General features: G+C 68.8%; 23 protein-coding genes and 1 tRNA gene. 6 read left to right on the top strand and 18 right to left on the bottom strand.

The genetic code is table 11. The features are described from left to right. Nucleotide 1: 1 nt before the first annotated feature. The 15 genes from FVE89_RS25850 to FVE89_RS25780 form a co-directional block, all read right to left on the bottom strand. The gene (locus tag FVE89_RS25850; RefSeq protein WP_161393012.1) at nt 2-1,522 is read right to left on the bottom strand and encodes an NADH-quinone oxidoreductase subunit M; all 1,521 of its coding nucleotides are present in this window, start codon (nt 1,520-1,522) and stop codon (nt 2-4) included. Continuing rightward, nucleotides 1,522-3,645, bottom strand: coding sequence for an NADH-quinone oxidoreductase subunit L (gene nuoL / locus FVE89_RS25845; RefSeq protein ID WP_161393011.1), 2,124 nt, complete (start codon nt 3,643-3,645; stop codon nt 1,522-1,524). The genes FVE89_RS25850 and nuoL overlap by 1 nt, the downstream gene beginning before the upstream one ends. An 81-nt stretch (nt 3,646-3,726) precedes the next feature. Beyond that, the gene (gene nuoK, locus FVE89_RS25840; RefSeq protein WP_010686008.1) at nt 3,727-4,032 is read right to left on the bottom strand and encodes an NADH-quinone oxidoreductase subunit NuoK; all 306 of its coding nucleotides are present in this window, start codon (nt 4,030-4,032) and stop codon (nt 3,727-3,729) included. A gap of 22 nt (nt 4,033-4,054) precedes the next feature. After that, the gene (locus FVE89_RS25835; protein WP_161393010.1) at nt 4,055-4,675 is read right to left on the bottom strand and encodes an NADH-quinone oxidoreductase subunit J; all 621 of its coding nucleotides are present in this window, start codon (nt 4,673-4,675) and stop codon (nt 4,055-4,057) included. 119 nt (nt 4,676-4,794) lie between these two features. Then, the gene (nuoI, locus tag FVE89_RS25830; RefSeq protein WP_161393009.1) at nt 4,795-5,283 is read right to left on the bottom strand and encodes an NADH-quinone oxidoreductase subunit NuoI; all 489 of its coding nucleotides are present in this window, start codon (nt 5,281-5,283) and stop codon (nt 4,795-4,797) included. A 23-nt stretch (nt 5,284-5,306) separates the two neighbouring features. Further along, nucleotides 5,307-6,329 (bottom strand): NADH-quinone oxidoreductase subunit NuoH, encoded by a 1,023-nt coding sequence (nuoH, locus tag FVE89_RS25825; RefSeq protein ID WP_161393008.1) that lies wholly within the window; start codon nt 6,327-6,329, stop codon nt 5,307-5,309. 14 nt (nt 6,330-6,343) lie between these two features. Beyond that, nucleotides 6,344-8,425, bottom strand: a complete 2,082-nt coding sequence (nuoG, locus tag FVE89_RS25820) for an NADH-quinone oxidoreductase subunit NuoG (RefSeq protein ID WP_161393007.1) — start codon at nt 8,423-8,425, stop codon at nt 6,344-6,346. Between the two features lie 10 nt (nt 8,426-8,435). Continuing rightward, nucleotides 8,436-8,645 (bottom strand): hypothetical protein, encoded by a 210-nt coding sequence (locus FVE89_RS25815; protein ID WP_161393006.1) that lies wholly within the window; start codon nt 8,643-8,645, stop codon nt 8,436-8,438. Between the two features lie 4 nt (nt 8,646-8,649). Beyond that, complete coding sequence (nuoF, locus tag FVE89_RS25810; protein ID WP_161393005.1) at nt 8,650-9,951, bottom strand: NADH-quinone oxidoreductase subunit NuoF; 1,302 nt, start codon at nt 9,949-9,951, stop codon at nt 8,650-8,652. A gap of 9 nt (nt 9,952-9,960) precedes the next feature. Next, nucleotides 9,961-11,322: an NADH-quinone oxidoreductase subunit NuoE gene (gene nuoE, locus FVE89_RS25805; RefSeq protein ID WP_161393004.1), complete on the bottom strand. Its 1,362-nt coding sequence runs from the start codon at nt 11,320-11,322 to the stop codon at nt 9,961-9,963. 9 nt (nt 11,323-11,331) lie between these two features. Beyond that, nucleotides 11,332-12,522, bottom strand: a complete 1,191-nt coding sequence (locus tag FVE89_RS25800) for an NADH-quinone oxidoreductase subunit D (RefSeq protein ID WP_161393003.1) — start codon at nt 12,520-12,522, stop codon at nt 11,332-11,334. A gap of 65 nt (nt 12,523-12,587) precedes the next feature. Beyond that, nucleotides 12,588-12,977, bottom strand: a complete 390-nt coding sequence (locus FVE89_RS25795) for a four helix bundle protein (protein WP_161393002.1) — start codon at nt 12,975-12,977, stop codon at nt 12,588-12,590. 40 nt (nt 12,978-13,017) lie between these two features. After that, nucleotides 13,018-13,665, bottom strand: a complete 648-nt coding sequence (locus tag FVE89_RS25790; RefSeq protein ID WP_161393001.1) for an NADH-quinone oxidoreductase subunit C — start codon at nt 13,663-13,665, stop codon at nt 13,018-13,020. 9 nt (nt 13,666-13,674) lie between these two features. Next, nucleotides 13,675-14,262, bottom strand: coding sequence for an NADH-quinone oxidoreductase subunit B (locus FVE89_RS25785; protein WP_161393000.1), 588 nt, complete (start codon nt 14,260-14,262; stop codon nt 13,675-13,677). 41 nt (nt 14,263-14,303) lie between these two features. Beyond that, entirely contained in the window at nt 14,304-14,669 is a 366-nt protein-coding gene (locus FVE89_RS25780) for an NADH-quinone oxidoreductase subunit A (protein ID WP_007560754.1), read from the bottom strand. 326 nt (nt 14,670-14,995) lie between these two features. Here FVE89_RS25780 and FVE89_RS25775 point away from each other — a divergent pair. Both FVE89_RS25775 and FVE89_RS25770 read left to right on the top strand, forming a co-directional pair. After that, nucleotides 14,996-15,072, top strand: a tRNA-Asp gene (locus FVE89_RS25775). Between the two features lie 309 nt (nt 15,073-15,381). Next, complete coding sequence (locus FVE89_RS25770; RefSeq protein ID WP_161392999.1) at nt 15,382-15,696, top strand: hypothetical protein; 315 nt, start codon at nt 15,382-15,384, stop codon at nt 15,694-15,696. Nucleotides 15,697-15,939: 243 nt separating this feature from the next. Here the strand turns inward: FVE89_RS25770 and FVE89_RS25765 are convergent, their stop codons facing one another. Beyond that, nucleotides 15,940-16,233, bottom strand: coding sequence for a DUF1127 domain-containing protein (locus tag FVE89_RS25765; protein ID WP_161392998.1), 294 nt, complete (start codon nt 16,231-16,233; stop codon nt 15,940-15,942). Between the two features lie 110 nt (nt 16,234-16,343). On the opposite strand from FVE89_RS25765, the gene FVE89_RS25760 reads away from it, so the two are divergent. Further along, nucleotides 16,344-17,735, top strand: coding sequence for a PLP-dependent aminotransferase family protein (locus tag FVE89_RS25760; protein ID WP_161392997.1), 1,392 nt, complete (start codon nt 16,344-16,346; stop codon nt 17,733-17,735). Between the two features lie 306 nt (nt 17,736-18,041). Here FVE89_RS25760 and FVE89_RS25755 read toward each other — a convergent pair whose 3' ends face one another. Further along, entirely contained in the window at nt 18,042-19,367 is a 1,326-nt protein-coding gene (locus FVE89_RS25755) for a HAMP domain-containing sensor histidine kinase (RefSeq protein WP_161392996.1), read from the bottom strand. Next, nucleotides 19,367-20,032, bottom strand: a complete 666-nt coding sequence (locus tag FVE89_RS25750; RefSeq protein WP_161392995.1) for a response regulator transcription factor — start codon at nt 20,030-20,032, stop codon at nt 19,367-19,369. The genes FVE89_RS25755 and FVE89_RS25750 overlap by 1 nt, the downstream gene beginning before the upstream one ends. A gap of 263 nt (nt 20,033-20,295) precedes the next feature. Between FVE89_RS25750 and FVE89_RS25745 the strand changes: the two genes are divergently transcribed. The 3 genes from FVE89_RS25745 to FVE89_RS25735 all read left to right on the top strand — a co-directional run bounded on the left by FVE89_RS25745 (nt 20,296) and on the right by FVE89_RS25735 (nt 23,206). Continuing rightward, nucleotides 20,296-20,976 (top strand): DNA-binding protein, encoded by a 681-nt coding sequence (locus FVE89_RS25745; protein WP_161392994.1) that lies wholly within the window; start codon nt 20,296-20,298, stop codon nt 20,974-20,976. Between the two features lie 72 nt (nt 20,977-21,048). Then, nucleotides 21,049-21,375, top strand: coding sequence for a hypothetical protein (locus FVE89_RS25740; protein ID WP_348644738.1), 327 nt, complete (start codon nt 21,049-21,051; stop codon nt 21,373-21,375). Between the two features lie 79 nt (nt 21,376-21,454). Next, nucleotides 21,455-23,206, top strand: a complete 1,752-nt coding sequence (locus tag FVE89_RS25735) for an ABC transporter ATP-binding protein (protein ID WP_161392993.1) — start codon at nt 21,455-21,457, stop codon at nt 23,204-23,206. The last annotated feature ends 7 nt before the right edge of the window (nt 23,207-23,213 follow it).

Genomic DNA, 23,213 nt, shown 5'->3' with positions numbered 1-23,213 from the left:
CTCAGCGCGGGATCGGCAGCGCCGCGGCGGCCGTCTGGGTGTTCGAGAGCGCGGTCTTGATGCCCGCCATCAGCGCGTCGGTCGAGGGCGCGAACACGTCGAGCACGGGGGCCGGATGCACGCCGTAATAGATCGTCAGCGCCACCAGCGGGGCCAGGATGATCTTCTCGCGCAGATCGAGATCCAGGATGCCCTGGAGATTCGGCTTCTCCAGCTTGCCGTAGATCACCCGGGCGTAGAGCCACAGGGCGTAGGCCGCCGAGAGGATGATGCCGAAGGTCGAGAAGAAGGCGACGTTCGGGTTCGCCTTGAAGGCGCCGAGCATCGACAGGAACTCGCCCACGAAGCCCGAAGTGCCCGGCAGGCCGACATTGGCCATGGTGAACACCATCATGGCCACCGCGTAGAGCGGCATCCGCTTCACGAGGCCGCCATAGGCGGCGATCTCGCGGGTATGCATCCGGTCGTAGACCACGCCGACGCAGAGGAACAGCGCGCTCGCCACGATGCCGTGGGAGACCATCAGGAACAGCGCGCCCTGGATGCCCTGCTCGTTCAGGGTGAACAGGCCGAGCGTCACGAAGCCCATATGGGCCACCGACGAGTAGGCGATCAGCTTCTTGATGTCGGTCTGCATCATCGCGGTGAGCGACGTGAAGATGATCGCGATCACCGACAGGGCGAAGACCAGCGGCGCGAAGTCCTGGCTCGCCACCGGCAGCATCGGCAGCGAGATCCGGATGAAGCCGTAGCCGCCCATCTTCAGGAGGATGCCGGCCAGGATCACCGACCCGGCGGTCGGCGCCTCGACGTGGGCGTCCGGCAGCCAGGTATGGACCGGCCACATCGGCATCTTCACCGCGAAGGAGGCGAAGAAGGCGAGCCACAGCCAGGTCTGCATCTGCACCGGGAAGCGGTACTGCAGCAGGGTCGGGATGTCGGTGGTGCCGGCCTGCCAGTACATCGCCATCACGGCGAGCAGCATCAGCACCGAGCCGAGCAGCGTGTAGAGGAAGAATTTGAAGCTGGCATAGACCCGGCGCGCCCCGCCCCAGATCCCGATGATCAGGAACATCGGGATCAGGCCGGCCTCGAAGAACAGGTAGAACAGCAGCAGGTCGAGGGAGGCGAACACGCCGATCATCGTCGTTTCGAGCACGAGGAAGGCGACGAAATACTCCTTCACCCGGACGTTGATCGAATGCCACGAGGCACCGATGCAGAACGGCATCAGGAAGGTGGTCAGCAGGACCAGCGGCATCGAGAAGCCGTCGACGCCGAGCTTGAACCGGATCGTGTCGGTCAGCCACGCATGGCTCTCGACCAGCTGGAAGCTCGACGAGGCCGCGTCGTAGCGGCTCCAGGCCACCAGGGACAGGAGGAAGGTGACGATCGTGGTGGCGAGCGCGGCCCAGCGGCTGTTGCGCGCGACCGAGGCCTCGTCGCCGTTCAGCGTCAGGATGAAGGCCGCGCCGCAGAGCGGCACGATCAGCAGGCCGGAGAGGATGCCGAGGCCGAACATCAGTGAGCACCCTTGGGCAGGCCGGACATCAGGTACCAGCTGATCAGGCCGGCGACGCCGATGAGCATCACGAAGGCGTAGTGATAGAGGTAGCCGGTCTGGAGGCGGACCACGCCGCGGGTCACGTCCACGACGCGCGCCGCGATGCCGTTCGGCCCGAGGCCGTCGATGATCCGTCCGTCGCCCTGCTTCCAGAGGAACAGGCCGAAATCCTTGGCCGGGCGGACGAAGATCCGATCGTAGATCTCGTCGAAGTACCACTTGTTGAGCAGGAACCGGTACAGCGACGGCTGCTGCGCGGCGAGTTCACCCGGCAGTTCCGGCCGGCGGATATACATCCAGTAGGCCAGGACGAAGCCGAGGATCAGCATGATCAGCGGCGAATAGGAGACCAGCGCCGGGACCTCGTGGATCTCGTGCATGATGTGGTTGTGCGGCCCGTGCGCCAGGGCATGGCCCCAGAACGCGTCCATCCCTTCGCCGATGAAGCGGTTGTGGAAGATGATGCCGGCGAACAGCGCGCCGAAGGCGAGGATCGCCAGCGGGACCGTCATCACCAGCGGGCTCTCATGGGGCGTGTGGTCGCCGTGGTGGCCGTGCCCGTGATGGTCGTCCGCGACCACGTCGCTCCTGTGGGCCGGCTCGATGTCGTGGCCCTTGTCGTCGTGGGCGACGCCCTCGGTGTGACCGGGAGCCCCATCCGCCTCGTGCGCCATGGCGGCGTGTGCGACCGCGGGGGCGTCGTGATGGTCATGGGCCGCGTGATCGTGTGACCCATGGGCGCCCCAGCGGGCCGGACCCTCGAAGGTCATGAAGAACAGGCGCCAGGAATAGAACGAGGTGAAGAACGCCGCCACCACCACGCACAGGAAGGCGAGCGTGTGGCCGGGCCGGGTCGAGGCGTAGGCCGCCTCGATGATCGCGTCCTTCGAGTAGTAGCCGGCCGTGTAGGGGAAGCCGATCAGCGCGAGCGAGCCGATCGCCATCATGGCGCTGGTATAGGGGATGTAGCGGCGCAGGCCGCCCATGTTCCGCATGTCCTGCTCGTGGTGCATCGCGTGGATGACCGAGCCGGCGCCGAGGAACAGCAGCGCCTTGAAGAAGGCGTGGGTGAACAGGTGGAACACGCCGGCCGAGTAGGCGCCGACGCCGAGCGCCACGAACATGTAGCCGAGCTGCGAGCAGGTCGAATAGGCGATCACCCGCTTGATGTCGTTCTGCACCAGCCCGATCGTGGCCGCGAAGAAGGCCGTGATGCCGCCGATCACCGTCACGACGATCAGCGCGTTCGGCGCCTCCTCGAACAGCGGCGACAGGCGCGCGACCATGAACACGCCGGCGGTGACCATGGTGGCGGCGTGGATCAGCGCCGAGACCGGAGTCGGGCCCTCCATGGCGTCCGGCAGCCAGGTGTGCAGCAGGAACTGCGCCGACTTGCCCATGGCCCCCATGAACAGCAGCAGGCAGGCGAGCGTCAGGGCGTTCCAGTCGTAGCCGAGGAAGTGGAAGGTCAGCGTCTTGATCGCGTCGACCTTGCCGAAGATCGCGTCGAACGCCACCGAGCCGGTGAGCACGAAGGTCAGGAAGATGCCGAGCGAGAAGCCGAAATCGCCGACCCGGTTGACGATGAACGCCTTCATGGCGGCGGCGTTGGCCGAGGGCTTCTCGTACCAGAACCCGATCAGCAGGTAGGAGGCGAGGCCCACGCCCTCCCAGCCGAAGAACATCTGCACGAGGTTGTCGGCCGTCACCAGCATCAGCATGGCGAAGGTGAACAGCGACAGGTAGGCGAAGAACCGCGGACGGTGCGGATCCTCGTGCATGTAGCCGACGGAGTAGAGGTGCACGAGGGTCGAGACCGTCGTCACCACCACCAGCATCACCCGGGTCAGGGTGTCGACCTTGAAGGCCCAGTCGACCTGGAGGTCGCCGGCCGAGAACCAGGAGGCGACCTGCACCCGCTCGGCATGGCCGCCGTCGATGAATACGCCCCAGGCGATCAACGCCGTGAAGGCGAGGAACGCCGTGGTGATGTACTCGCAGGCCCGCGCCCCGATGTACCGGCCGAACAGGCCGGCGATCAGGAAGCCGATCAGCGGGAAGAAGACGATCGCGTGATACATCGCTCTCTTGCAGTCCGTCCTCCGGGCCGGCCGCGGGGCGGCGGCGTCCGGATGTGAATCGGGGCGGCGGGGAAGGAGGCCCTAGCCCTTCATCATGCTCACGTCCTCCACCGCGATCGAGCCGCGGTTGCGGAAGAACACCACCAGGATGGCGAGGCCGATCGCCGATTCGGCGGCCGCGACGGTCAGCACGAACAGGGCGAAGACCTGTCCGGTGATGTCGTTCAGCTGCGTCGAGAAGGCGACGAGGTTGATGTTGACCGAGAGCAGGATCAGCTCGACCGACATCAGGATGACGATGATGTTCTTGCGGTTGATGAAGATGCCGAGCACGCCGAGCGTGAACAGGATCGCCGCGACGGTGAGATAGTGGCTCAGGCCGATCATCGTTCGAAACCTCCGGCGGACATCAGACCTCGACACCCTGGCGCGACGGGACCTTGCGGGTCTCCACCGCCATCGCCTGGGTGCGGGCGTTCTGGACCGCGATGTTCTGGCGCTTGACGCCGGGCCGGTCGCGCAGGGTCAGCACGATCGCGCCGATCATGGCGACCAGCAGGATCAGGCCGGCGAGCTGGAAGAAATACGCGTAGTCCGTGTAGATCACCCGGCCCAAAGCCTGGGCGTTGGTCAGGTTCTCGGCCGAGGCGACGTTGCCGAGCGGCGCCTGGACGAGGCCCGGATCGATGCTCCAGGAGCCCACCACCAGCAGCAGCTCGACCAGGAAGATCGCGCCGATCAGGGCGCCGACCGGCAGGTATTGCTGGAAGCCCTGGCGCAGCTCGGCGAAGTCCACGTCGAGCATCATCACGACGAAGAGGAAGAGCACTGCCACCGCGCCCACGTAGACGACGACGAGGATCATCGCCAGGAACTCGGCGCCCATTAGGACGAACAGGCCGGCGGCGTTCACGAAGGCGAGGATCAGGAACAGCACCGAGGCGACGGGATTGCGCGAGGCGATCACCATGAAGCCTGACGCGACCGTGATGCTCGCGAACAGATAGAAGAAGGCGGCTGCTGCGGTCATGCGCTGGTCGGGATCGGCCGCCGGAGCGGCCCCTTCTGCCGTGCGTGGAGACGGTCCGCAGCGGGCGGGCCGTCTATAGAACCCGGTCGGCGGGGGCACAACAGCGCCCCCGGCATGAGTCAGCGATAAGGCGCGTCCATCGCGATGTTGCGGGCGATTTCGCGCTCCCAACGGTCGCCGTTCAGAAGAAGCTTTGCCTTGTCGTAGAGAAGCTCTTCCCGGGTCTCTACCGAGAATTCGAAGTTCGGACCCTCGACGATGGCGTCCACCGGGCAGGCCTCCTGGCACATGCCGCAATAGATGCATTTCACCATGTCGATGTCGTACCGAGTCGTGCGACGCGTGCCGTCGTTGCGGCGGGGACCGGCCTCGATGGTGATGGCCTGGGCCGGGCAGATCGCCTCGCAGAGCTTGCAGGCGATGCAGCGCTCCTCGCCGTTGGGATAGCGGCGCAGAGCGTGCTCGCCCCGGAAGCGCGGGCCGCGATGGCCCATCTCGAAGGGATAGTTGATCGTGGCCTTTGGCTTGAAGAAGTAGCGCATGCCGAGGATCATCCCCGACACGAATTCCTTCAGCAGAAGGCTTTTCGCAATCTGATCGAGCTTCATGCCGCGATCTCCGGTTTCATATGTCAGGCGCCCGGGGCCAGGCCGGTGAGCTTCAACACGAAGGCCACGACCACCACCGAGACGAGCGAAATGGGCAAAAACACCTTCCAGCCGAGGCGCATGAGCTGATCGTAGCGGTAACGCGGCACGATCGACTTCACCATCGCGAACAGGAAGAACAGGAAGCTCGCCTTCAGGACGAACCAGATCACGCCGGGCACCCAGGTGAAGGGCGCGAACGGGATCGGCGAGAGCCAGCCGCCCATGAACAGCACGGTGCCCAGCGCGCACATGCTCATGATGGCGACGTACTCGCCGAGCATGAACAGCAGGTACGGGGTCGACGAATACTCGACCATGTAGCCGGCCACGAGCTCCGATTCGGCCTCCGGCAGGTCGAAGGGCGGGCGATTCGTCTCGGCGAGCGCCGAGACGAAGAACACCACGAACATCGGGAACAGCCACAGCCAGTACCAGCCGAAGATCCCGAGGCTGGTGTCCTGCGCCATTACGATGCGCGAGAGGTTGAGCGAGCCGGCGCAGAGCAGCACGCAGATGATCACGAAGCCGAGCGAAACCTCGTAGGAGATCATCTGCGCCGCCGAGCGGAGCGCGCCGAGGAACGCGTATTTCGAGTTCGACGCCCAGCCGCCCATGATGACGCCGTACACGCCGAGGGACGAGATCGCGAAGATGTAGGTGATGCCGACATTGATGTCGGCGATCGCCCAGCCGTCGGCGAGCGGGATCACCGCCCAGCTCGACAAGGCGAGCATCGCGAAGACCAGCGGTGCCAGCAGGTAGATCGCCTTGTTGGCGCCCGCCGGGATCACCGGCTCCTTGAGCACGAACTTGATGAGATCCGCGAAGGATTGGAACAGGCCGAAGGGTCCGACCACGTTCGGGCCGCGCCGGAGCTGCACCGCCGCCCAGATCTTCCGGTCGGCGAGCAGCGCGTAGGCGATGAAGACGAGGAGCGCGGCCAGGAGCACGAAGCTCTTCAGCACGATCAGGAGCACGGTCCCGAGGATTTCGAGCGGCGTCATCGGTCAAAAAGCTCCTACTCGGCCGCCGCGAGGGGCCGCGCCTCGGCGGCGCGCTCCCGGGCGAGGCGCGAGCACTCCGCGAGGATGCGCGAGGCGCGGGCGATCGGGTTGGTGAGATAGAAGTCGGTCACGGGCGACGCGAAGGCCGGCCCGGTCAGGGTGCCGCCGAGGCCCGCGAGCCTGTCCACCGCCTCCGCGACATGGCCGGGCTCCACGGTTCCGACGGCCGCCAGATGCGGGTGGGCGGCGTAGAGCGCCCGGCGGAGCGCGCTGAGCGAATCGAACGGCAGGCGCTTGCCAAGCACGTCCGACAGGGCGCGCAGGATCGCCCAATCCTCGCGGGCATCGCCCGGCGGGAAGGCGGCGCGGTTGCCCATCTGGACCCGGCCTTCGGTGTTCACCCAGGTGGCCGACTTCTCGCTGTAGGCGGCACCCGGCAGGATCACATCGGCGCGCGAGGCGCCGCGGTCGCCGTGGCTGCCCTGGTAGACCACGAAGGCGCCGGGAGCCACGTCGCGCTCGTCCGCGCCGAGGTTGAACAGGACGTCCAGCGCCCCCGGCTCCAGCATCTGCCCGAAGGTCAGGCCGCCCGCCCCCGGCACGAAGCCGAGATCCAGCGCGCCGACCCGGGCGGCGGCCGTGTGCAGCACGCCGAACCCGTTCCAATCGCCCGAGACGGCGCCGATCTCGTCGGCGAGCTTGGCCGCCGCGGCCAGAATGCCCGGCTCGGCATTGGCACCGACGATCACGAGCGGCGCCTTCGCCTCCTTGAGGATTTCCAGGAAGCTGTGCTCGCCCCGCGCCAGTGCGGTCAGAGAATCGGGGCCGGCGCCGATGTAGTGGCTCGGGTAGGTCAGATCGACCGGCTCGCCGATGACGCCGACCGCCAGGGGCGCCATGCGCCAGCGCTTGCGGATGCGCACGTTCAGCAGCGAGGCCTCGGTGCGCGGGTTGGCGCCGACGATCAGGATCGCGTCCGCGGCCTCGATGCCGGGAATCGTCGGGTTGAAGATGTACGACGCGCGGCCGAGCGCCGGATCGAGGCCGGCATCTGTCTGGCGGCAGTCGAGATTCGGCGAGCCGAGGCTCCTGATCAGCTCGCGGAGCGCAAAGATCTCCTCGACACCCGCGAGGTCGCCGACGATGGCGCCGATGCGCTTCGGATCCGCACCCCTCACCTTGGTGGCGATGGCCTGGAAGGCCTCACCCCAGGAGGCGGGCCGCAGCCGGCCGTTCTCGCGCAGGTAGGGCCGGTCGAGGCGCTGCATCCGCAGCCCGTCGATGTGGTAGCGGGTCTTGTCGGAGATCCACTCCTCGTTGATCTCCTCGCTGATCCGCGGCTCGATCTGCATGACCTCGCGGCCGCGCGTATCGATGCGGATCGCGGAGCCGACCGCGTCCATCACGTCGACCGATTCGGTCTTGTTCAGCTCCCAGGGGCGCACGTTGTAGCTCTGCGGCCGGTGCACGAGGGCGCCCACCGGGCAGAGGTCGGCGACGTTGCCCTGGAGCTCCGAGGCCATCGACTGCTCGAGGTAGCTCGTGATTTCCATGTCCTCGCCGCGGCCGATGGCGCCGAGGTCGGGCACGCCCGCCACCTCGGCGAGGAAGCGCACGCAGCGGGTGCAGTGGATGCAGCGGTTCATCGCCGTCCGCACCAGCGGGCCGATATGCTTCTCCTCGACCGCCCGCTTGTTCTCCTTGTAGCGGGTCGAATCGACCCCGTACGCCATGGCCTGGTCCTGCAGGTCGCAATGGCCGCCCTGGTCGCAGATCGGGCAGTCGAGGGGATGGTTGATGAGGAGGAACTCCATCACCCCCTCGCGGGCCTTCTTGGTGCCCTGCGAGCGGGTCAGTACCTCCGGCGGCTCGCCGTTCGGGCCGGGGCGGCAATCCTTCACCGCATAGGCGCAGGAGGCCACCGGCTTCGGCGCGCCCTTCAACTCGACGAGGCACATGCGGCAATTGCCTGCGATCGACAGGCGCTCGTGGAAGCAGAAGCGCGGGATCTCGGCCCCCGCGGCCTCGCAGGCCTGGAGCAGCGTGTAATCGGCGGGGACGTCGACCTCGGTGCCGTCGACGAGAATCTTTGTCATCGGTGCAATCTCAGTGCGGGGCGTCGGCGAGATCGAGGCTGTGCTCGATCCGTTCGATGCGAAGCTCGACCCTGTCGATCCGCCGGTGGACGCCGGCCGAGTTCTCTTCGACCGCGGCCATTCGGCCCTTCAATTCACGGACATCATCGCCGAGGCGATCGACCTTCCCGTCGATCCGCCGCAGGTACACGAGCATCAGGTTGTCAGGCTGGCTCGTCATCGGATCACTCCGCGGCCATCGGCACAGGCTCGCTGTGCGGGTTCGCGGTGTAGCGGTCGATCCGCTTCTCGATCTCGGGCCGGAAATGCCTGATCAGGCCCTGGATCGGCCACGCCGCCGCGTCGCCCAGCGCGCAGATCGTGTGGCCCTCGATCTGCTTGGTGACCTCGAACAGCATGTCGATCTCGCGCTTCTGAGCGCGGCCCTCGGTCATGCGCTGCATCACCCGCCACATCCAGCCGGTGCCCTCGCGGCAGGGCGTGCACTGGCCGCAGGATTCGTGCTTGTAGAAGTACGAGATCCGCGTGATCGCCGCGACGATGTCGGTCGACTTGTCGAGCACGATCACCGCCGCCGTGCCGAGGCCGGAGCCCAGGCCGCGCAGGGTGTCGAAATCCATCTTGGCGTCGATGATCTGTTCCGCGGGAACAAGGGGAACCGAGGATCCGCCGGGGATGGAACACAAAAGATTGTCCCAGCCGCCGCGCATGCCGCCGCAATGGCGGTCGATGAGCTCGCGGAAGGTGATGCCCAGCTCCTCCTCGACGTTGCACGGCTTGTTGACGTGGCCGGAGACGCAGAACAGCTTCGTGCCGGTGTTGTTCTTGCCGCCGAGCCCCGCGAACCACGCGCCGCCCCGCCGCAGGATCGTGCCGGCGACCGCGATCGACTCGACGTTGTTGACCGTCGTGGGACAGCCGTAGAGGCCCATATTGGCCGGGAAGGGCGGCTTCAGCCGCGGCATGCCCTTCTTGCCCTCCAGGCTTTCGATGAGGGCCGTCTCCTCGCCGCAGATATAGGCGCCGGCGCCGTGGTGGACGTAGATGTCGAACGGGTAGTCGTGGATGTTCGACTGGCCGACGAGGCGGGCCGCGTAGGCCTCATCCACGGCTTTCTGGAGCGCGTGCTTCTCGGCGACGTACTCGCCGCGGATATAGATGTAGCAGGCATGCGCGCCCATGGCGAAGCAGGCCAGCATGCAGCCCTCGATCAGGAGATGCGGGTCGTGCCGCATGATCTCCCGGTCCTTGCAGGTGCCTGGCTCCGACTCGTCGGCGTTGACCACGAGGTAATGCGGCCGCCCGTCCGACTTCTTGGGCATGAACGACCACTTGAGGCCGGTCGGGAAGCCCGCGCCGCCGCGGCCGCGCAGCCCCGAGGCCTTCATCTCGTCGATGATCCAGTCGCGGCCCTGCTCCAGCAGGAACTTGGTCCCGTCCCAGGCGCCGCGCTTCTTCGCGGCTTCGAGGCCCGGGGAGTGCAGCCCATAGAGGTTGGTGAAGATGCGATCCTGATCCGACAGCATGTCAGGTCCTCACTGAGCCGGCGCCGACAGGGCCTTGGCCTGCCCCACCCAATCCTCCCGGTCGATGCGACCCGGGAACGCGAGGTAGGTGCCGACCCAGGTGATTTCGTCGCGGGTCCAGGCGGCGATCTGGTCGAAATGGTAGATGCCGAGCCCGTTCAGGCGCTGGCTGTTGCCCGGCCCGACGCCCTTGATCCGGGTCAGGTCGTCCGGCTGGCCGGCGCGGGCGGCGTCGAGCCCCGGCGGCCGGGTGCCGACCGCGTCAGCCTTCTGCTCCGGGCTCGCATCCTTCGGCAGGGCGGCCAGCGCCCCGGCGACCCGGGCCTCCTCGGCCTCGGCGGCCACCTCGGCGTCGCTCGCGCCGGAGGCCTCGGGCTGCTGCGGGACCGAATCGCGGTCCGGCCCATCCTGCTTCCCCTGCTCGCCCGCGGTGGGCTCGCCCTCGGCCACGCGCTTGGCCGGCGAATCGAGCACGTCAGCATCGCCCTGGCGGGCGCCGCCGGCCTTGGCGGTGGACCGGCCGCGCTCGGACGCGTCGGCGCGATCCTCGGGCTTGACCGGCGTCTCGCCATCAGCTGCGCGCTGGGCCGGCGCGTCGCTCACGGTCCGCTCGACCGGGCGTCCGGCATCGGGCCGGGCCGGCTTCGGGTTCGTCGCCGCCTGCTGGGCGCCGGCCGCCGCCTCTCCGGTCTGGGCCGCCGGCGCCTCGGTCTTCCCGGCCTCCTCGAAGCGCTTGCGCCACGCGCCGACCCGCGAGCCGTCGAAGAGCGTCGGGTCGGTGAGCGTGTTCACGGCGCCCTGGGGCTCGGAGGAGACGCGCCCGGTCTGCGAGCCGACCTTCACGGGCCGGCCGGCGGCGAGGTCGTCCATGAGCTGCCCGAGCGATTCGGGCGTCAGATCCTCATAATAATCCTGGTTGATCTGCACCATCGGCGCGTTGCAGCAGGCACCCAGGCACTCGACCTCGAGCCAGGAGAAGTTGCCGTCGGCCGAGACGTGGCCGGGCGGACCGAGCCGGTCCTGCAGCATCTCCTTCAGCCCGCGTGCGCCGCAGGAATCGCACGGCACCGTGCCGCAGACCTGGATCCAGAACCGGCCCACCGGCTCCAGGGCGAACATCGTGTAGAAGGTCGCCACCTCCAGCACGCGGATGTTCGGCATGCCGAGTTCGGCCGCGACCGCCTCGATCGCCGCGCGCGGCAGCCAGCCGCCGTTCTGCTCCTGCGCCTTCCACAGGAGCGAGATCACCGCGGAGGCCTGACGGCCCTCCGGGTACTTGGCGATCTGGGTCTTCGCCCACGCGGCGTTCTCGGGTGAGAACGCGAAGCTCTCGGGCTGCTCGGAGGCGGGGGCGAGTCTGCGGTTGGCCATCGCTCTGTCTTACCGATCCACTTCGCCGAACACGATGTCGAGCGTGCCGAGCACGCAGGAGACGTCGGCGAGAAGGTGCCCGCGGCACATCCAGTCCATCGCCTGCAGATGCGCGAAGCCCGGCGCGCGGATCTTGCAGCGATACGGCTTGTTGGTCCCGTCGGACACGAGATAGACGCCGAACTCGCCCTTCGGCGCTTCCACGGCGGCGTAGACCTCGCCCTCGGGCACGTGAAAACCCTCGGTGTAGAGCTTGAAGTGGTGGATGAGCGCTTCCATCGAGCGCTTCATCTCCCGGCGCGGCGGCGGCGCGAACTTGCCGTCGATCGAGGCGATCGGCCCCTGGCCGGCGGGCTCGCGCAGCTTGGCGATGCACTGCTTCATGATGCGCACCGACTGGCGCATCTCCTCCATCCGGATCACCTGGCGATCGTAGGTGTCGCCGTTCTTGCCCACGGGGATGTCGAATTCCATCTCCTCGTAGCACTCGTAGGGCTGCGCCTTGCGCAGGTCCCACGGGATGCCGGAGCCGCGCACCATCACGCCGGAGAAGCCCCACTGCATCGCCTCGTCCACCGACACGATGCCGATATCGACGTTGCGCTGCTTGAAGATCCGATTCGCCATGACGAGGTCGTCGAGATCCTGCACGACCTGCAGGAACGGGTCGCAGAACGCGTCGATGTCGTCGATCAGCTTCGGCGGCAGATCCTGATGGACACCGCCCGGCCGGAAATAGTTGGCGTGGAGCCGGGCGCCCGAGGCCCGCTCGTAGAAGATCATCAGCTTCTCGCGCTCCTCGAAGCCCCAGAGCGGGGGCGTGAGGGCGCCGACATCCATCGCCTGCGTGGTGACGTTGAGCAGGTGCGACAGCAGCCGGCCGATCTCGCAATAGAGCGTGCGAATCAGCTTGGCCCGGCGCGGCACCTCGATCCCGGCGAGCTTCTCGATCGCCAGGCAGAAGGCGTGCTCCTGATTCATCGGCGACACGTAGTCGAGCCGGTCGAAATAGGGCGTCGCCTGCAGGTAGGTCTTGTACTCGATCAGCTTCTCGGTGCCGCGATGGAGCAGCCCGATATGCGGATCGACCCGCTCGACCACCTCGCCGTCCAGTTCCAGCACGAGGCGCAGCACGCCGTGCGCCGCCGGGTGCTGCGGGCCGAAGTTGATCGCGAAGTTGCGGATGTTGTGTTCGGTCATCGGCCGGCTCCGCCGGAGAGCGAATAGGGAGTAGCGAATAGCGAGTAGGGATATGGGCTCATCGTCTACCCCTTTCGGCTCGCATCGTTTTTCTGGACCGCGCGGATCAGCGCGCGCAGCATCTTCCCGATCTCTTCACCACGTCCGAGAAGCGAATCGGCTGCCGCTGCTGAGACGAATCCGAGGCGGCTCGACAGGATGATATGTGTCTCAAGCTCCTTCAGGGAGCCTTGTGCGATGCGCAGGAATCGAACGAAGGCGCCACCGGTCTCCCGCCCGTGACCTTCCGCTATGTTGGCGGCGATCGACGTAGCGGCGCGGCGAATCGGTGCGGTCAGACCGAACATCTCCTCGCGCGGGAACGCCCGCGTCTCCCTGTAACATGCCTCAGCCAGCACCATGGCGTCCTGCCAAACCTTCAAATCCCGATAGGAGGCGATCGCAGACCGATCCACGACCGTACCCTATTCGCTACTCGCTATTCACTATTCGCTCTCATGCACTCTTCTTCTCGTCGCCCGGCAGCACGTAGTCCGTGCCTTCCCAGGGCGAGAGGAAATCGAAGTTCCGGAATTCCTGCGTCAGCTTCACCGGCTCGTAGACGACCCGCGCCTGATCCTGGTCGTAGCGGACCTCGACGAAGCCGGTCAGCGGAAAGTCCTTGCGCAGGGGATGCCCCTCGAACCCGTAATCGGTCAGGAGGCGGCGCAGGTCGGGATGGCCCGAGAACAGGATCCCGTAGAGATCGTAGGTCTCGCGCTCGTACCAGTTGGCGGCCGGAAACACCTCGATCACCGAGGGGACGGGCGTCACCTCGTCGGTCTGCACCTTCACGCGGATGCGTACGTTATGGCGCAGGGACAGCAGGTGGTAGACCACGTCGAAGCGCTTCTCGCGCTGCGGGTAGTCCACGCCGCAAATGTCGATGAAGTTGCGGAACGCGCAGGACGGGTCGTCGCGCAGGTAGGTCAGCGCGTAGACGATGTCGGAGGCCTGGACCTCCAGCGTCAGCTCGCCGAACGCGATTTTGTGCGCCACCACCGCCGGGCCGAGCGCGCCGACGACCCGCTCGGCCATCGCCGAGACGGCGTCCTCGCCGTAGGCCGGCTGGGTGTGGGGGAGGATCGAGATGCCGTTCGTCATGGCCGCCCCTCAGCGCTCGATCGTGCCGGTGCGGCGGATCTTCTTCTGGAGAAGCAGCACGCCGTAGAGCAGCGCCTCGGCGGTGGGCGGGCAGCCGGGCACGTAGATGTCCACCGGCACCACTCGGTCGCAGCCGCGCACCACCGAATAGGAATAGTGGTAGTAGCCGCCGCCATTGGCGCAGGAGCCCATCGAGATGACGTAGCGCGGCTCCGGCATCTGGTCGTAGACCTTGCGGAGCGCCGGGGCCATCTTGTTGGTCAGCGTGCCGGCGACGATCATCACGTCGGACTGGCGGGGCGAGCCGCGGGGCGCGAAGCCGAATCGCTCGCAATCGTAGCGCGGCATCGACATCTGCATCATCTCGACCGCGCAGCAGGCGAGACCGAAGGTCATCCACATCAGCGAGCCCGTGCGGGCCCAGTTGATCAGCTCGTCCGTGGTGGTGAGCAGGAAGCCCCGGTCGGCCAGCTCGTCGCTGATCGACAGGAAGGTCGGATCGTCCGCGCCGATCGGGCGGCCGGTGTTGGGATCGATGATCCCCTTCGGCTGGGGCGCGATCGCGGGGGCGCGGTTGGTTTCGGTGATCAGGGCCATCGGCGACTCAGGTGTTCGGTGCGGGCGGGGGCTGACGGGGCTCAATCCCACTCGAGGGCGCCCTTGCGCCACTCGTAGACGAAGCCGACGGTCAGCACGCCCAGGAAGACGATCATCGACCAGAAGCCGAACCAGCCCAGATCCCCGAAGGTGATCGCCCAGGGGAACAGGAATGCGACTTCAAGATCGAAGATGATGAACAGGATCGCGACGAGATAGAATCGCACGTCGAACTTCATGCGGGCATCGTCGAAGGCGTTGAACCCGCACTCGTAGGCCGAGAGCTTCTCCGGATCCGGGCTCTTGAACGCGACGAGGAACGGCACGACCAGCAGCGCCGTGGCGATGAACAATGCCACGCCGATGAACACGATGAGCGGCAGGTAATCCGCCAACAATCCGGTCATGCCAGGGCCTCGCGAGACAAGGAAAACCGCGGTGCGACGCTGACCCGGATTCGCCCGTGGAATTGTTCTTATGCCAGGATGCGCGCGGCCGGAGGCTTAGTCGAGCCGCCGGCCCGTGACAATGGCTTGCCGCGACGCACAAAGCACGCTGTCAGCGCTCCCCAGAGATGGGATCGCGCGGCGCGCCTGCAACACGACGGAAGCGCGCAGCCCCCCGGGTCGGGGTCCGTGCGAATCCGCGCCGGATGCGCTTGACAGGGCCGGGAGCGCCCCATAAACCCCGCCCCGTCGCCGGGCGAAACGCCCCTTCGAGGCGACCACGCCGTGCGGGCGTAGCTCAGTTGGTTAGAGTGCCGGCCTGTCACGCCGGAGGTCGCGGGTTCGAGCCCCGTCGCCCGCGCCACTTCACTGCATCTCCCCAAATGCGATCTGCAGGCTCCAGGCAGCTTGCCCGGGCCGCTCGGACTTCATGCCGCGCGGACATGGTCGATCCCGCGATCCTGCCGAGTCTGGAAACCCTGACGCCGCCGCTACCGCCCGTACGGTGCAGGAGCGGGTTTGGTTGTCGCCGCTCGGCAGCGCGGCGCAGCGTGTCTCGCAGAGGCTGATCGACGATTAGCGCGCGAAGGTCGCCGCATGGTCGCGTCAGGTCGATGCCTTCAAGGCACAGATCCAGGCGATCCGGCGTGCCGCACCGGAAAGCGCGGAGACCTTGGCGATCCTCGACCGCTTGATCGAGGACTACGAGGCCCAGGGGGATATCCGGGCTTTGCTGAGCGCACGCCTCGCCAAGCGGATCCGGCGCGACGTGACGGCGCTCTTCAAGATGGATCCATCGCTGGGAGCCGTCTGCCGAACCATCGGTGATACGCTGATCGCAACCGACAAGGGGATTGTCGAGCGCCTGCTCGGTTGTGCCCTCGTCCTGCGCGTCCTTCGCGCTGCAGCCTCAAGCGGGGATCGAGGCGCCCCGGCATGCGATGATCCCGGGGCGCTGAGACAGTACCTCGACGACCTTGCTGCGTGAGCATCCGGATCACGGGGGAGCCGGGTTATGCCCGTGGGCTGAAGGCGCTGCCGCCGGATCGCAGGAAGGCGGCCAACCAAGCGCTTCGTGTATCGCTGCTGGGGCCGGCAAATCTGTGCGCCCTGTGCCTCTGCGGCGAGGGTGAGGCGGCTCCTGGCTTGTGCGGAAGTGACGGCCGCTCCAGCAGCGCAGCCCGTGCGGCCTGCGCCTCGTCCGGGCAACCGCAGGGCGGCGCCGGCCCGCTCACCAACGCCATGTCGACCCCCGCGCGCTGCGGCGCTCCTCGCGGCGGCCGTTCAACAGGCCGACGGCATCGGAGACGCCCGGCCCGCAGGCATCCGCCACGTCCTGACGCGAGAGCCCGATATCCTTCAACTCGCGCTCCGACAGCGTCGAAAGCCGATGCAGCACGCGCCGATTCATCGCCGCACGTGACAGCCCGGTCCGGATCTCCGCGGCCGCCTCGACGATCGCCTGCGCCGCACGGACGATCCATTGAGGCCGGGCGCCGGCGGTCTGCGAAAGGCACTGGTCCATGATCCCCTCCTTCTCTCTGGGACGGGGCGATCCTGGCTTGGCAGGGCTGGCGGCGACAGGAACACTTCGGTACGGTTCGGACAAATTGTCCGGTCGGTCGAGCAGTACGGATGTCGGTCGCAGTCAGAAGCCCCGGGACGCGCGTCGAGGCCGTGGTCGGGGAGATCCGCGGGCGGATCGCGGCCCGGCAGCTCGTGCCCGGCGTCCGGATCCCGTCGGTGCGCGCCTTCGCGGAGGCGATGGGCGTGTCGAAATCCACCGTCGTCGAGGCCTATGAGCGGCTGGCTGCCGAGGGGGCGGTCGTGGCCCGGCCGGGCTCCGGCTTCTACGTGGCCGGCAAGACGCGGCCGCTCTCGCTCCAGGCAATGGGGCCGCAGCTCGACCGGATCGTCGACCCGCTCTGGATCACCCGGCAGGCGCAGCAGGCAGGCTCCGACCAGCTCAAGCCCGGGGCCGGCTGGCTGCCCGATTCGTGGATGCCCCATGAGGCGATCCGGCGGGGCCTGCGCCGGGTCGCCCGGGCCGACCTCGCCGAGATGACCAATTACGACCGGCCGCTCGGCTACGAACCCCTGCGCCGCCAGATCGCCCGCAAGATCGGCGAGAAGGGAGTCGGCGCCGAGCCCGATCAGATCGTGCTGGTCGAATCGGCCACCCAGGCGCTCGACCTCGTCTGCCGCTTCCTGCTCCAGCCCGGCGATACCGTGCTGGTGGACGATCCCTGCTACTTCAACTTCCTGGCGCTGCTGCGCGCCCAGCGGGTCACGGTGGTCGGCGTGCCGATCACCCCGGAGGGGCCGGACCTGCGGGCGCTCGCGAGCCTGCTGGAGCAGCACCGGCCGCGCTTCTACCTGACCAATGCCGCCCTCCAGAACCCCACCGGGGCGAGCCTCGCGCCGACCGTGGCGCACCGGCTCCTGAAGCTGTGCGAGGCGCACGACACGCTGATCGTCGAGGACGAGATCTTTGGCGATCTCGAGCCCGACGCGGCGCCGCGTCTCGCGGGCTTCGACGGGCTGGAGCGGGTGATCCAGATCGGCAGCTTCTCCAAGACGCTCTCGGCCGCCGCGCGCTGCGGCTGGATCGCGCTTCGGGCGGACTGGATCGAGCCGCTGGTCGATCTCAAGCTGGCGCTGAGCCTCGGCAACGGCCACGTCACCGCGGCCCTTGTGCACGCGCTGATCACCGAGGGGGCCTACCGGCGCCATCTCGCCGAGACCCGCCGCCGGCTCGCCTCCGCGATGGTGCAGGCCTCCGCGGAGTTGCGCGCCTGCGGCCTGGAGCCGTGGGCGCAGCCCCGGGGCGGGTTCTTCCTGTGGATGCGCCTGCCGGACGGGCGCGACGGCGCCGAGGTCGCCCGCCGGGCGCTGGCCCGCGGCATGGTGCTGGCGCCGGGCACCTCGTTCAGCCTGTCGGAGTCCTGGAACGGCTACATGCGCTTCAACGTCGCCCATTGCATCGACCCGCGCATCCGCCCGATCCTGCGGGAGGCGCTGAGTTAGGAGCGGGTTTCCAAAGGGCTCAGCCCAGCCCTTTTAAGGTGTTTGGGCTAGCTGCGAAAATCGCAAGTCGTGGCTCTAACGTCCTGAAAGAGCACCGCCTTTTCCCCTCCCCCTTGTGGGGAGGGGGCAGGGGTGGGGGTGGTGCAGGATGAGGCGCAGCGGTGCCGTCTGCACCACCCCCACCTCCAACTCCTCCCCACAAGGGGGAGGAGAGTGCGCTTGGCCCCTGTCTCGTTGCTTCCGCAAACACCTTAAAAGGGCTGGGCCTCAGCCCTTTGGCGGGGTGTCGGGGCGGAGCCCGGACGATCAGGCCGGAAGCCTCAGCTCCGAGCGCAGGCCGCCGAGATCCGAGCGGTCCAGGCTCAAACCCCCGCCGTAGAGTTCAGCGAGTTCCAGCGTGATCGGCAGGCCGAATCCGTGCCCCGGCACGCCCTCGTCGAGGCGCCGCCCCCGCGCCATGACGGCGGCCGCGGCTTCCGGGTCGAGGCCCGGCCCGTCATCCTCGACCCGCACCCGCACCGACCCGTCCTCGGCCGCCGCCGAGACCCGGACCCGCCCCCGGCACCAGCGGCAGGCATTGTCCACGAGGTTGCCGAGCATCTCGTCGAGGTCCTGGCCCTCGCACGACACCACGAGGCCGTCCGACACGGCCAGTTCGATCGCCACGCCCGTCTCGGCGTAGAGCCGCGCGAGGGCCTCACGCAGGTCCGCGAGCCGCGGCGCCAGGGGCGTGCGGGTGCGGGCCGAGCCTTCGAGCGCCGCTGCCCGAGCCCGGCGCAGGTGGTGGCGGACCCGGCGGTCCATATCCTCCACCTGCCGGCGGAGGTCTCCGTCCGGGTCGCGGGTGGGGGCTGCGAGCGCCATCGACAGGGTGGCGAGCGGCGTCTTCAGGGCGTGGGCGAGGTTGGCGACGTGGCCGCGGGCCCGCTCCAGGTTCCGGGCGTTCTGATCGAGGAGCGCGTTCAGTTCGGCCACCACCGGCGCGATCTCGGCGGGCTGCTCGGCCGGAACCCGCTCCCGCGTCCCGGCCCGGACCGCGGCGAGATCGGCCCGCAGGCGCCGCAGCGGCGCGAGGCCGAGCCGCACCTGAAAGGCCAGCCCGGCCAGCAGGCACAGGCCCAGGATCCCGAGCGCCAAAGCGAGGCTCGTCAGGGCCTCGCGCAGCGGTCCGTAGAGCTCGCCCTCCGGGGCCGCCACCACGATCGTGGCGGGGGACGGCCCCGGCAGGGTGAGCACGCGGGCGTAGAGCGGCTGGCCCCGGGGGCCGGTGCCCCAGGCCGGATGCGGGTGGCCGGGATCGTCCGCCGGCCCGGGATCGGTGAGCTGGATGTCGCCGCCGCGCAGGGAGCCCGAGCGGATCGTCCCGGACCCACGGCGCACGATCCAGGCCCAGCCGGGGCCGGGTCTGTCGTAGGGCGGCGCGTCGAGGTTTTCCGGCAGGATCCCCGCCTCGAGCCCGGCCCGGAGGGCGACGACCTGTGCGTCGAGCCGCCCGTCGAGCTGCCCGCGCACGAACCGGTGCAGGATCACCCCGATGGCGAGGCCCGCCACCACTAGGGCGGCCAGGACCAGCACGAGGGCGGCGGCGAGCAGGCGGGTGCGCAGCGAGCGGCGCGGGGTGCGCTGCCCCATCAGGCCGGCTCCGCGTGCAGGCGGTAGCCGTGGCCGCGCACGCTCTCGATCCGCGCCGGCGCAATCTTCCGGCGCAGGCGGGTGATGATCACCTCGACGGAGTTCGAATCGACGTCGGCGTCGCCCTCGTAGACCCGCTCGATCAGGTGCAGGCGCGGCACCACGGTCTCCCGGTTCAGCATCAGGCAGGACAGAACCCGCCATTCGAGGCCGGTGAGCTTGAGCGGGAGGCCGTCCTGCTCGAAGGCGCCGAGGCCGGGGTCGAAGCTCAGCGGACCGCAGGTGATCCGGCTGGCGCCCCCGCCCTGCGAGCGGCGCACCAGGGCGCGCAGGCGGATCACCAGCTCCTCCACCCTCACCGGCTTGACGAGGTAATCGTCGGCGCCTGCCTTGAAGGCCGCGACCTTATCGCTCCAGCCGTCCCGGGCGGTCAGCACCAGCACCGGCAGGGTCCGCCCGGCGCCACGCCACGCCCGCAGGACCGAGACGCCGTCGCCCTTCGGCAGGCCGAGATCGAGCACGACGGCGTCGTAGCCCTCGGTCTCGCCAAGATGCTGGGCGTCCTCGCCGGTGGCGGCGTGGTCGAGCACGAAGTTTTCGGCGCGCAGGACCTTGGCCACCTCGGCGGCGAGCGCCGCGTCGTCCTCCACCAGCAGGATCTTCACCTGTCCATCCTCCCCGCCCGAAACCGCGCCGGGGCAGGCATTTAGGGCCGGCTCCTCGCGTTGCCCGCCGGTCCGGACACGGTCGTGGCCCTGCTTCAACGGTCGCGGCCAAGTGCCTGCGGCCGCGAAGGCTTCGGCGCCAGATCGCCCTAAGCGGGCGGCTTTAACCGGGGCTGAACCGGGCGGTTCAGTCCGGATTGCCGAAGGCTCCTTACGAAGGGGCATCGGATCGGACGGATCCGGACCTTTTGAAGGACGACATCATGACCGACGACAAGACGATCGACGGCACCGCGCGGGAAATCCCCGGCCCCGCCAAGCCGACGCACCGGGTGATCTCCCGGCGGACCTGGGTGGTGGGTGCGCTGGCGGCTCCCTTGGCGATGGGCGCGCTCGGTCTGTCCCTGGCGCAGGGGACGAGCTTCCAGCCGACGCCGGTCGAGCCGGTGGCGATCCAGGCCCTGGCCCCATCGGGGGCGACCGCGATCCGCGGCACCGTCGCCGAGATTTTCGGCAACAAGTTCGTGGTCCAGGACCCGACCGGCCGCGCGCTGGTCGAGACCGGGCGCGAGGGCGAGGACGGCACGCTCGTCGCCAAGGGCGAGGCGGTCACGGTGCAGGGCCGGTTCGAGACCGGCTTCCTGCACGCCAGCGTGCTGACCCACGGGGATGGACGCACGATCCTGCTCGGTCCGGCCGGCGGCCCGCCCATGGGCAGCCTGGACTGGGCGAAGGACCGGATCGGCCTCGGACCGAAGCCCGACCTCCCCGCCCTGACGGCCGCCGTGCAGGCGGCCGGCTACAGCGACGTGCGCGTCACCGGCCGCGGTCCGCGCCACCTGGAGGTCGCCGCCAAGGATCGGGACGGGCGCGAGCACCAGCTCCATGTCGGCTTCGACGGGCAGGTCCGGGAGCAGCCGGTGCCGCCACGGCCGCCGGTGTGAGCCTGCCTCAAGCGGGAGGGCATGCAACCCTTCCCGCCCTGCCGCGTCCTCCTGTCTCTCAACCGGCAGGAGATGCGCGTCGTGGAGCCGATGAAACCGATGAAGCCCATGAAGGGGATGGAACCCATGAAGCCCATGGAGCCGATGAAGGGCATGGAGCCCTGGTGGCCGAAGGATCTCGGCGATCCCGCGACCAGCGGCGCGCAGAACGGGATGAAATACGCCGTCTTCCCCGACAAGCACCGTCTGCTGATCGAGCGCGACGGGCAGATCTCGACCTACGACAGCGGCGACCACCGGATCGGTGGTGTGTCGCAGGCGGACGGGTCCTCGAAGTCGCTGACCTTCTCCAGCCAGAACGGCGACGTGGATCTCGGCACGCTCAAGAAGCTGGACTGAGGCCGCCGTGGACAGGCCGGATCGGCGCCCTTAAGCCCGGCCCGGCCATGCGAGACGCCCGACCAAAGCCCCCGACGCCATGCGCGCGCTGATCGACCTCGTCCGCGCCATGCGGGCGCCCGACCGGCGGCGGCTGGCCCTGATCGCTCTGGGTCTCGCCGTGGCGGCGCTGCTGGAGGTGGTGGGCGTCGCCGCGGTGATCCCGTTCCTGACGCTGGTTGGCGATCCGGCGGCGGCGACCCGCATCCCCTATCTGGCGCAGGCGCGGGCCTTCCTCGGCCTGACCGACGAGCGCAGCTTCCTGCTGGTCACCGGCGGCGCGGCGCTGACGGCGATCCTGGTGACCGCCCTGGTCAATGCCGGGCTGACCTACGCGCAACTCCGGTTCACGCATCTGGCCGGTTACGGCTTCAGCCGGCGCCTGCTGTTCCGCTACCTCGACCGGGAGCGCCTGTTCTTCACGCAGGCCAACAGCGCCGAACTCGCCAAGAACGTGCTGTCCGAGACCGACCGGCTGGTGGTCGGCGCCCTGACGCCCGCCACCGTTCTGGCCTCGCGGGCGAGTTCGGCGCTCGCGGTGATCGCCTTCCTGCTGGCCTACGCGCCGCAGCTCGCGCTGATCCTCGGCGGCGGCTTCGGCGGGCTCTATGTCGGGATCTACCTCGTGATGCGGGCCCGCCTCGCCCGGCTCGGCGCGCGCACGGTGGCCGACAACGAGGCCCGCTTCCGGATCGTGCAGGAAACCTTCGGCGCCCTCACCGAGCTGAAGCTCTACGGCCGGGCGGAAACCTTCGCGGCCCGGTTCGACGCCCCGGCCCGCGCTTATGCGGTCGCCACCGCGGCGAGCCTGCTGACCGGCCAGATGCCGCGCTTCGTCATCGAGGCTTTGGCCTTCGGCGGCGTGATCGTGGTGGTGCTGTTCGCCCTGGCGCAGGGGCTCGACGTCGCTGGGATCCTGCCGCTGCTGGGGCTGTTCGCCTTCGCGGGCTACCGGATGCTGCCGGCCTTCCAGAACATCTTCACCTCGGTGGCGCTGATGCGCTTCACCCTGCCGGCGGTGCGGGTGATCGTCGACGAACTCGCCGACGAGCGCGCCCCCCTGCCCCGCACGGCCGAGCGCCTGCCCTTCGCGGAGGCGATCCGTCTGGACGGGATCGGCTTCGATTACGGCTCTGGCCGGCCGGCGCTGGCGGGGATCGATCTCACGATCCCGGTCAACACCACGATCGGCCTCGCCGGGCGGACCGGCTCGGGCAAGTCGACGCTCGCCGGCCTGATCCTCGGGGTGCTGAGCCCCGGCGCGGGGCGGATCACGGTGGACGGCCGCCCCCTCGACCCAGACACCCTCCCGGCTTGGCAGAACCGCATCGGCTACGTTCCGCAGGACGTTTTTCTGGTGGACGGCACGGTGGCGGAGAACATCGCGCTCGGCCTCGACGTGCCGGACCGGGCGGCCGTCGAGCGGGCGGCCCGGCTTGCGGGCGCGCACGACTTCATCGCGGCCCTGCCGCAGGGCTACGACGCGCGGGTCGGCGAGCGCGGGGCGCGGCTCTCGGGCGGCCAGCGCCAGCGCCTCGGGATCGCCCGGGCGCTCTATCACGACCCCGACGTGATCGTGTTCGACGAGGCGACCTCGGCCCTCGACGAGGAGACGCAGGGCGCGGTGATGCGGGCGCTGCGGGCGCTCTCGGGCCGGCGGACGCTGATCCTGATCGCCCACCGCCTTTCGACCCTGGAGGGGGCGGACGCGGTCCACGTGCTGGAGGCGGGGCGCCTCGTCGCATCCGGGCCGCCCGAGGCGGTGCTGCCGGGGTTGGGCACGGCGGCGTGACGAGGCC

The sequence above is a fragment of the Methylobacterium sp. 2A genome, assembly GCF_009806555.1.
Classification (GTDB): Bacteria; Pseudomonadota; Alphaproteobacteria; order Rhizobiales; family Beijerinckiaceae; genus Methylobacterium.
Note: the sequence above shows the minus strand (reverse complement) of the source record. Positions and strands in the feature narration are given on the sequence as shown.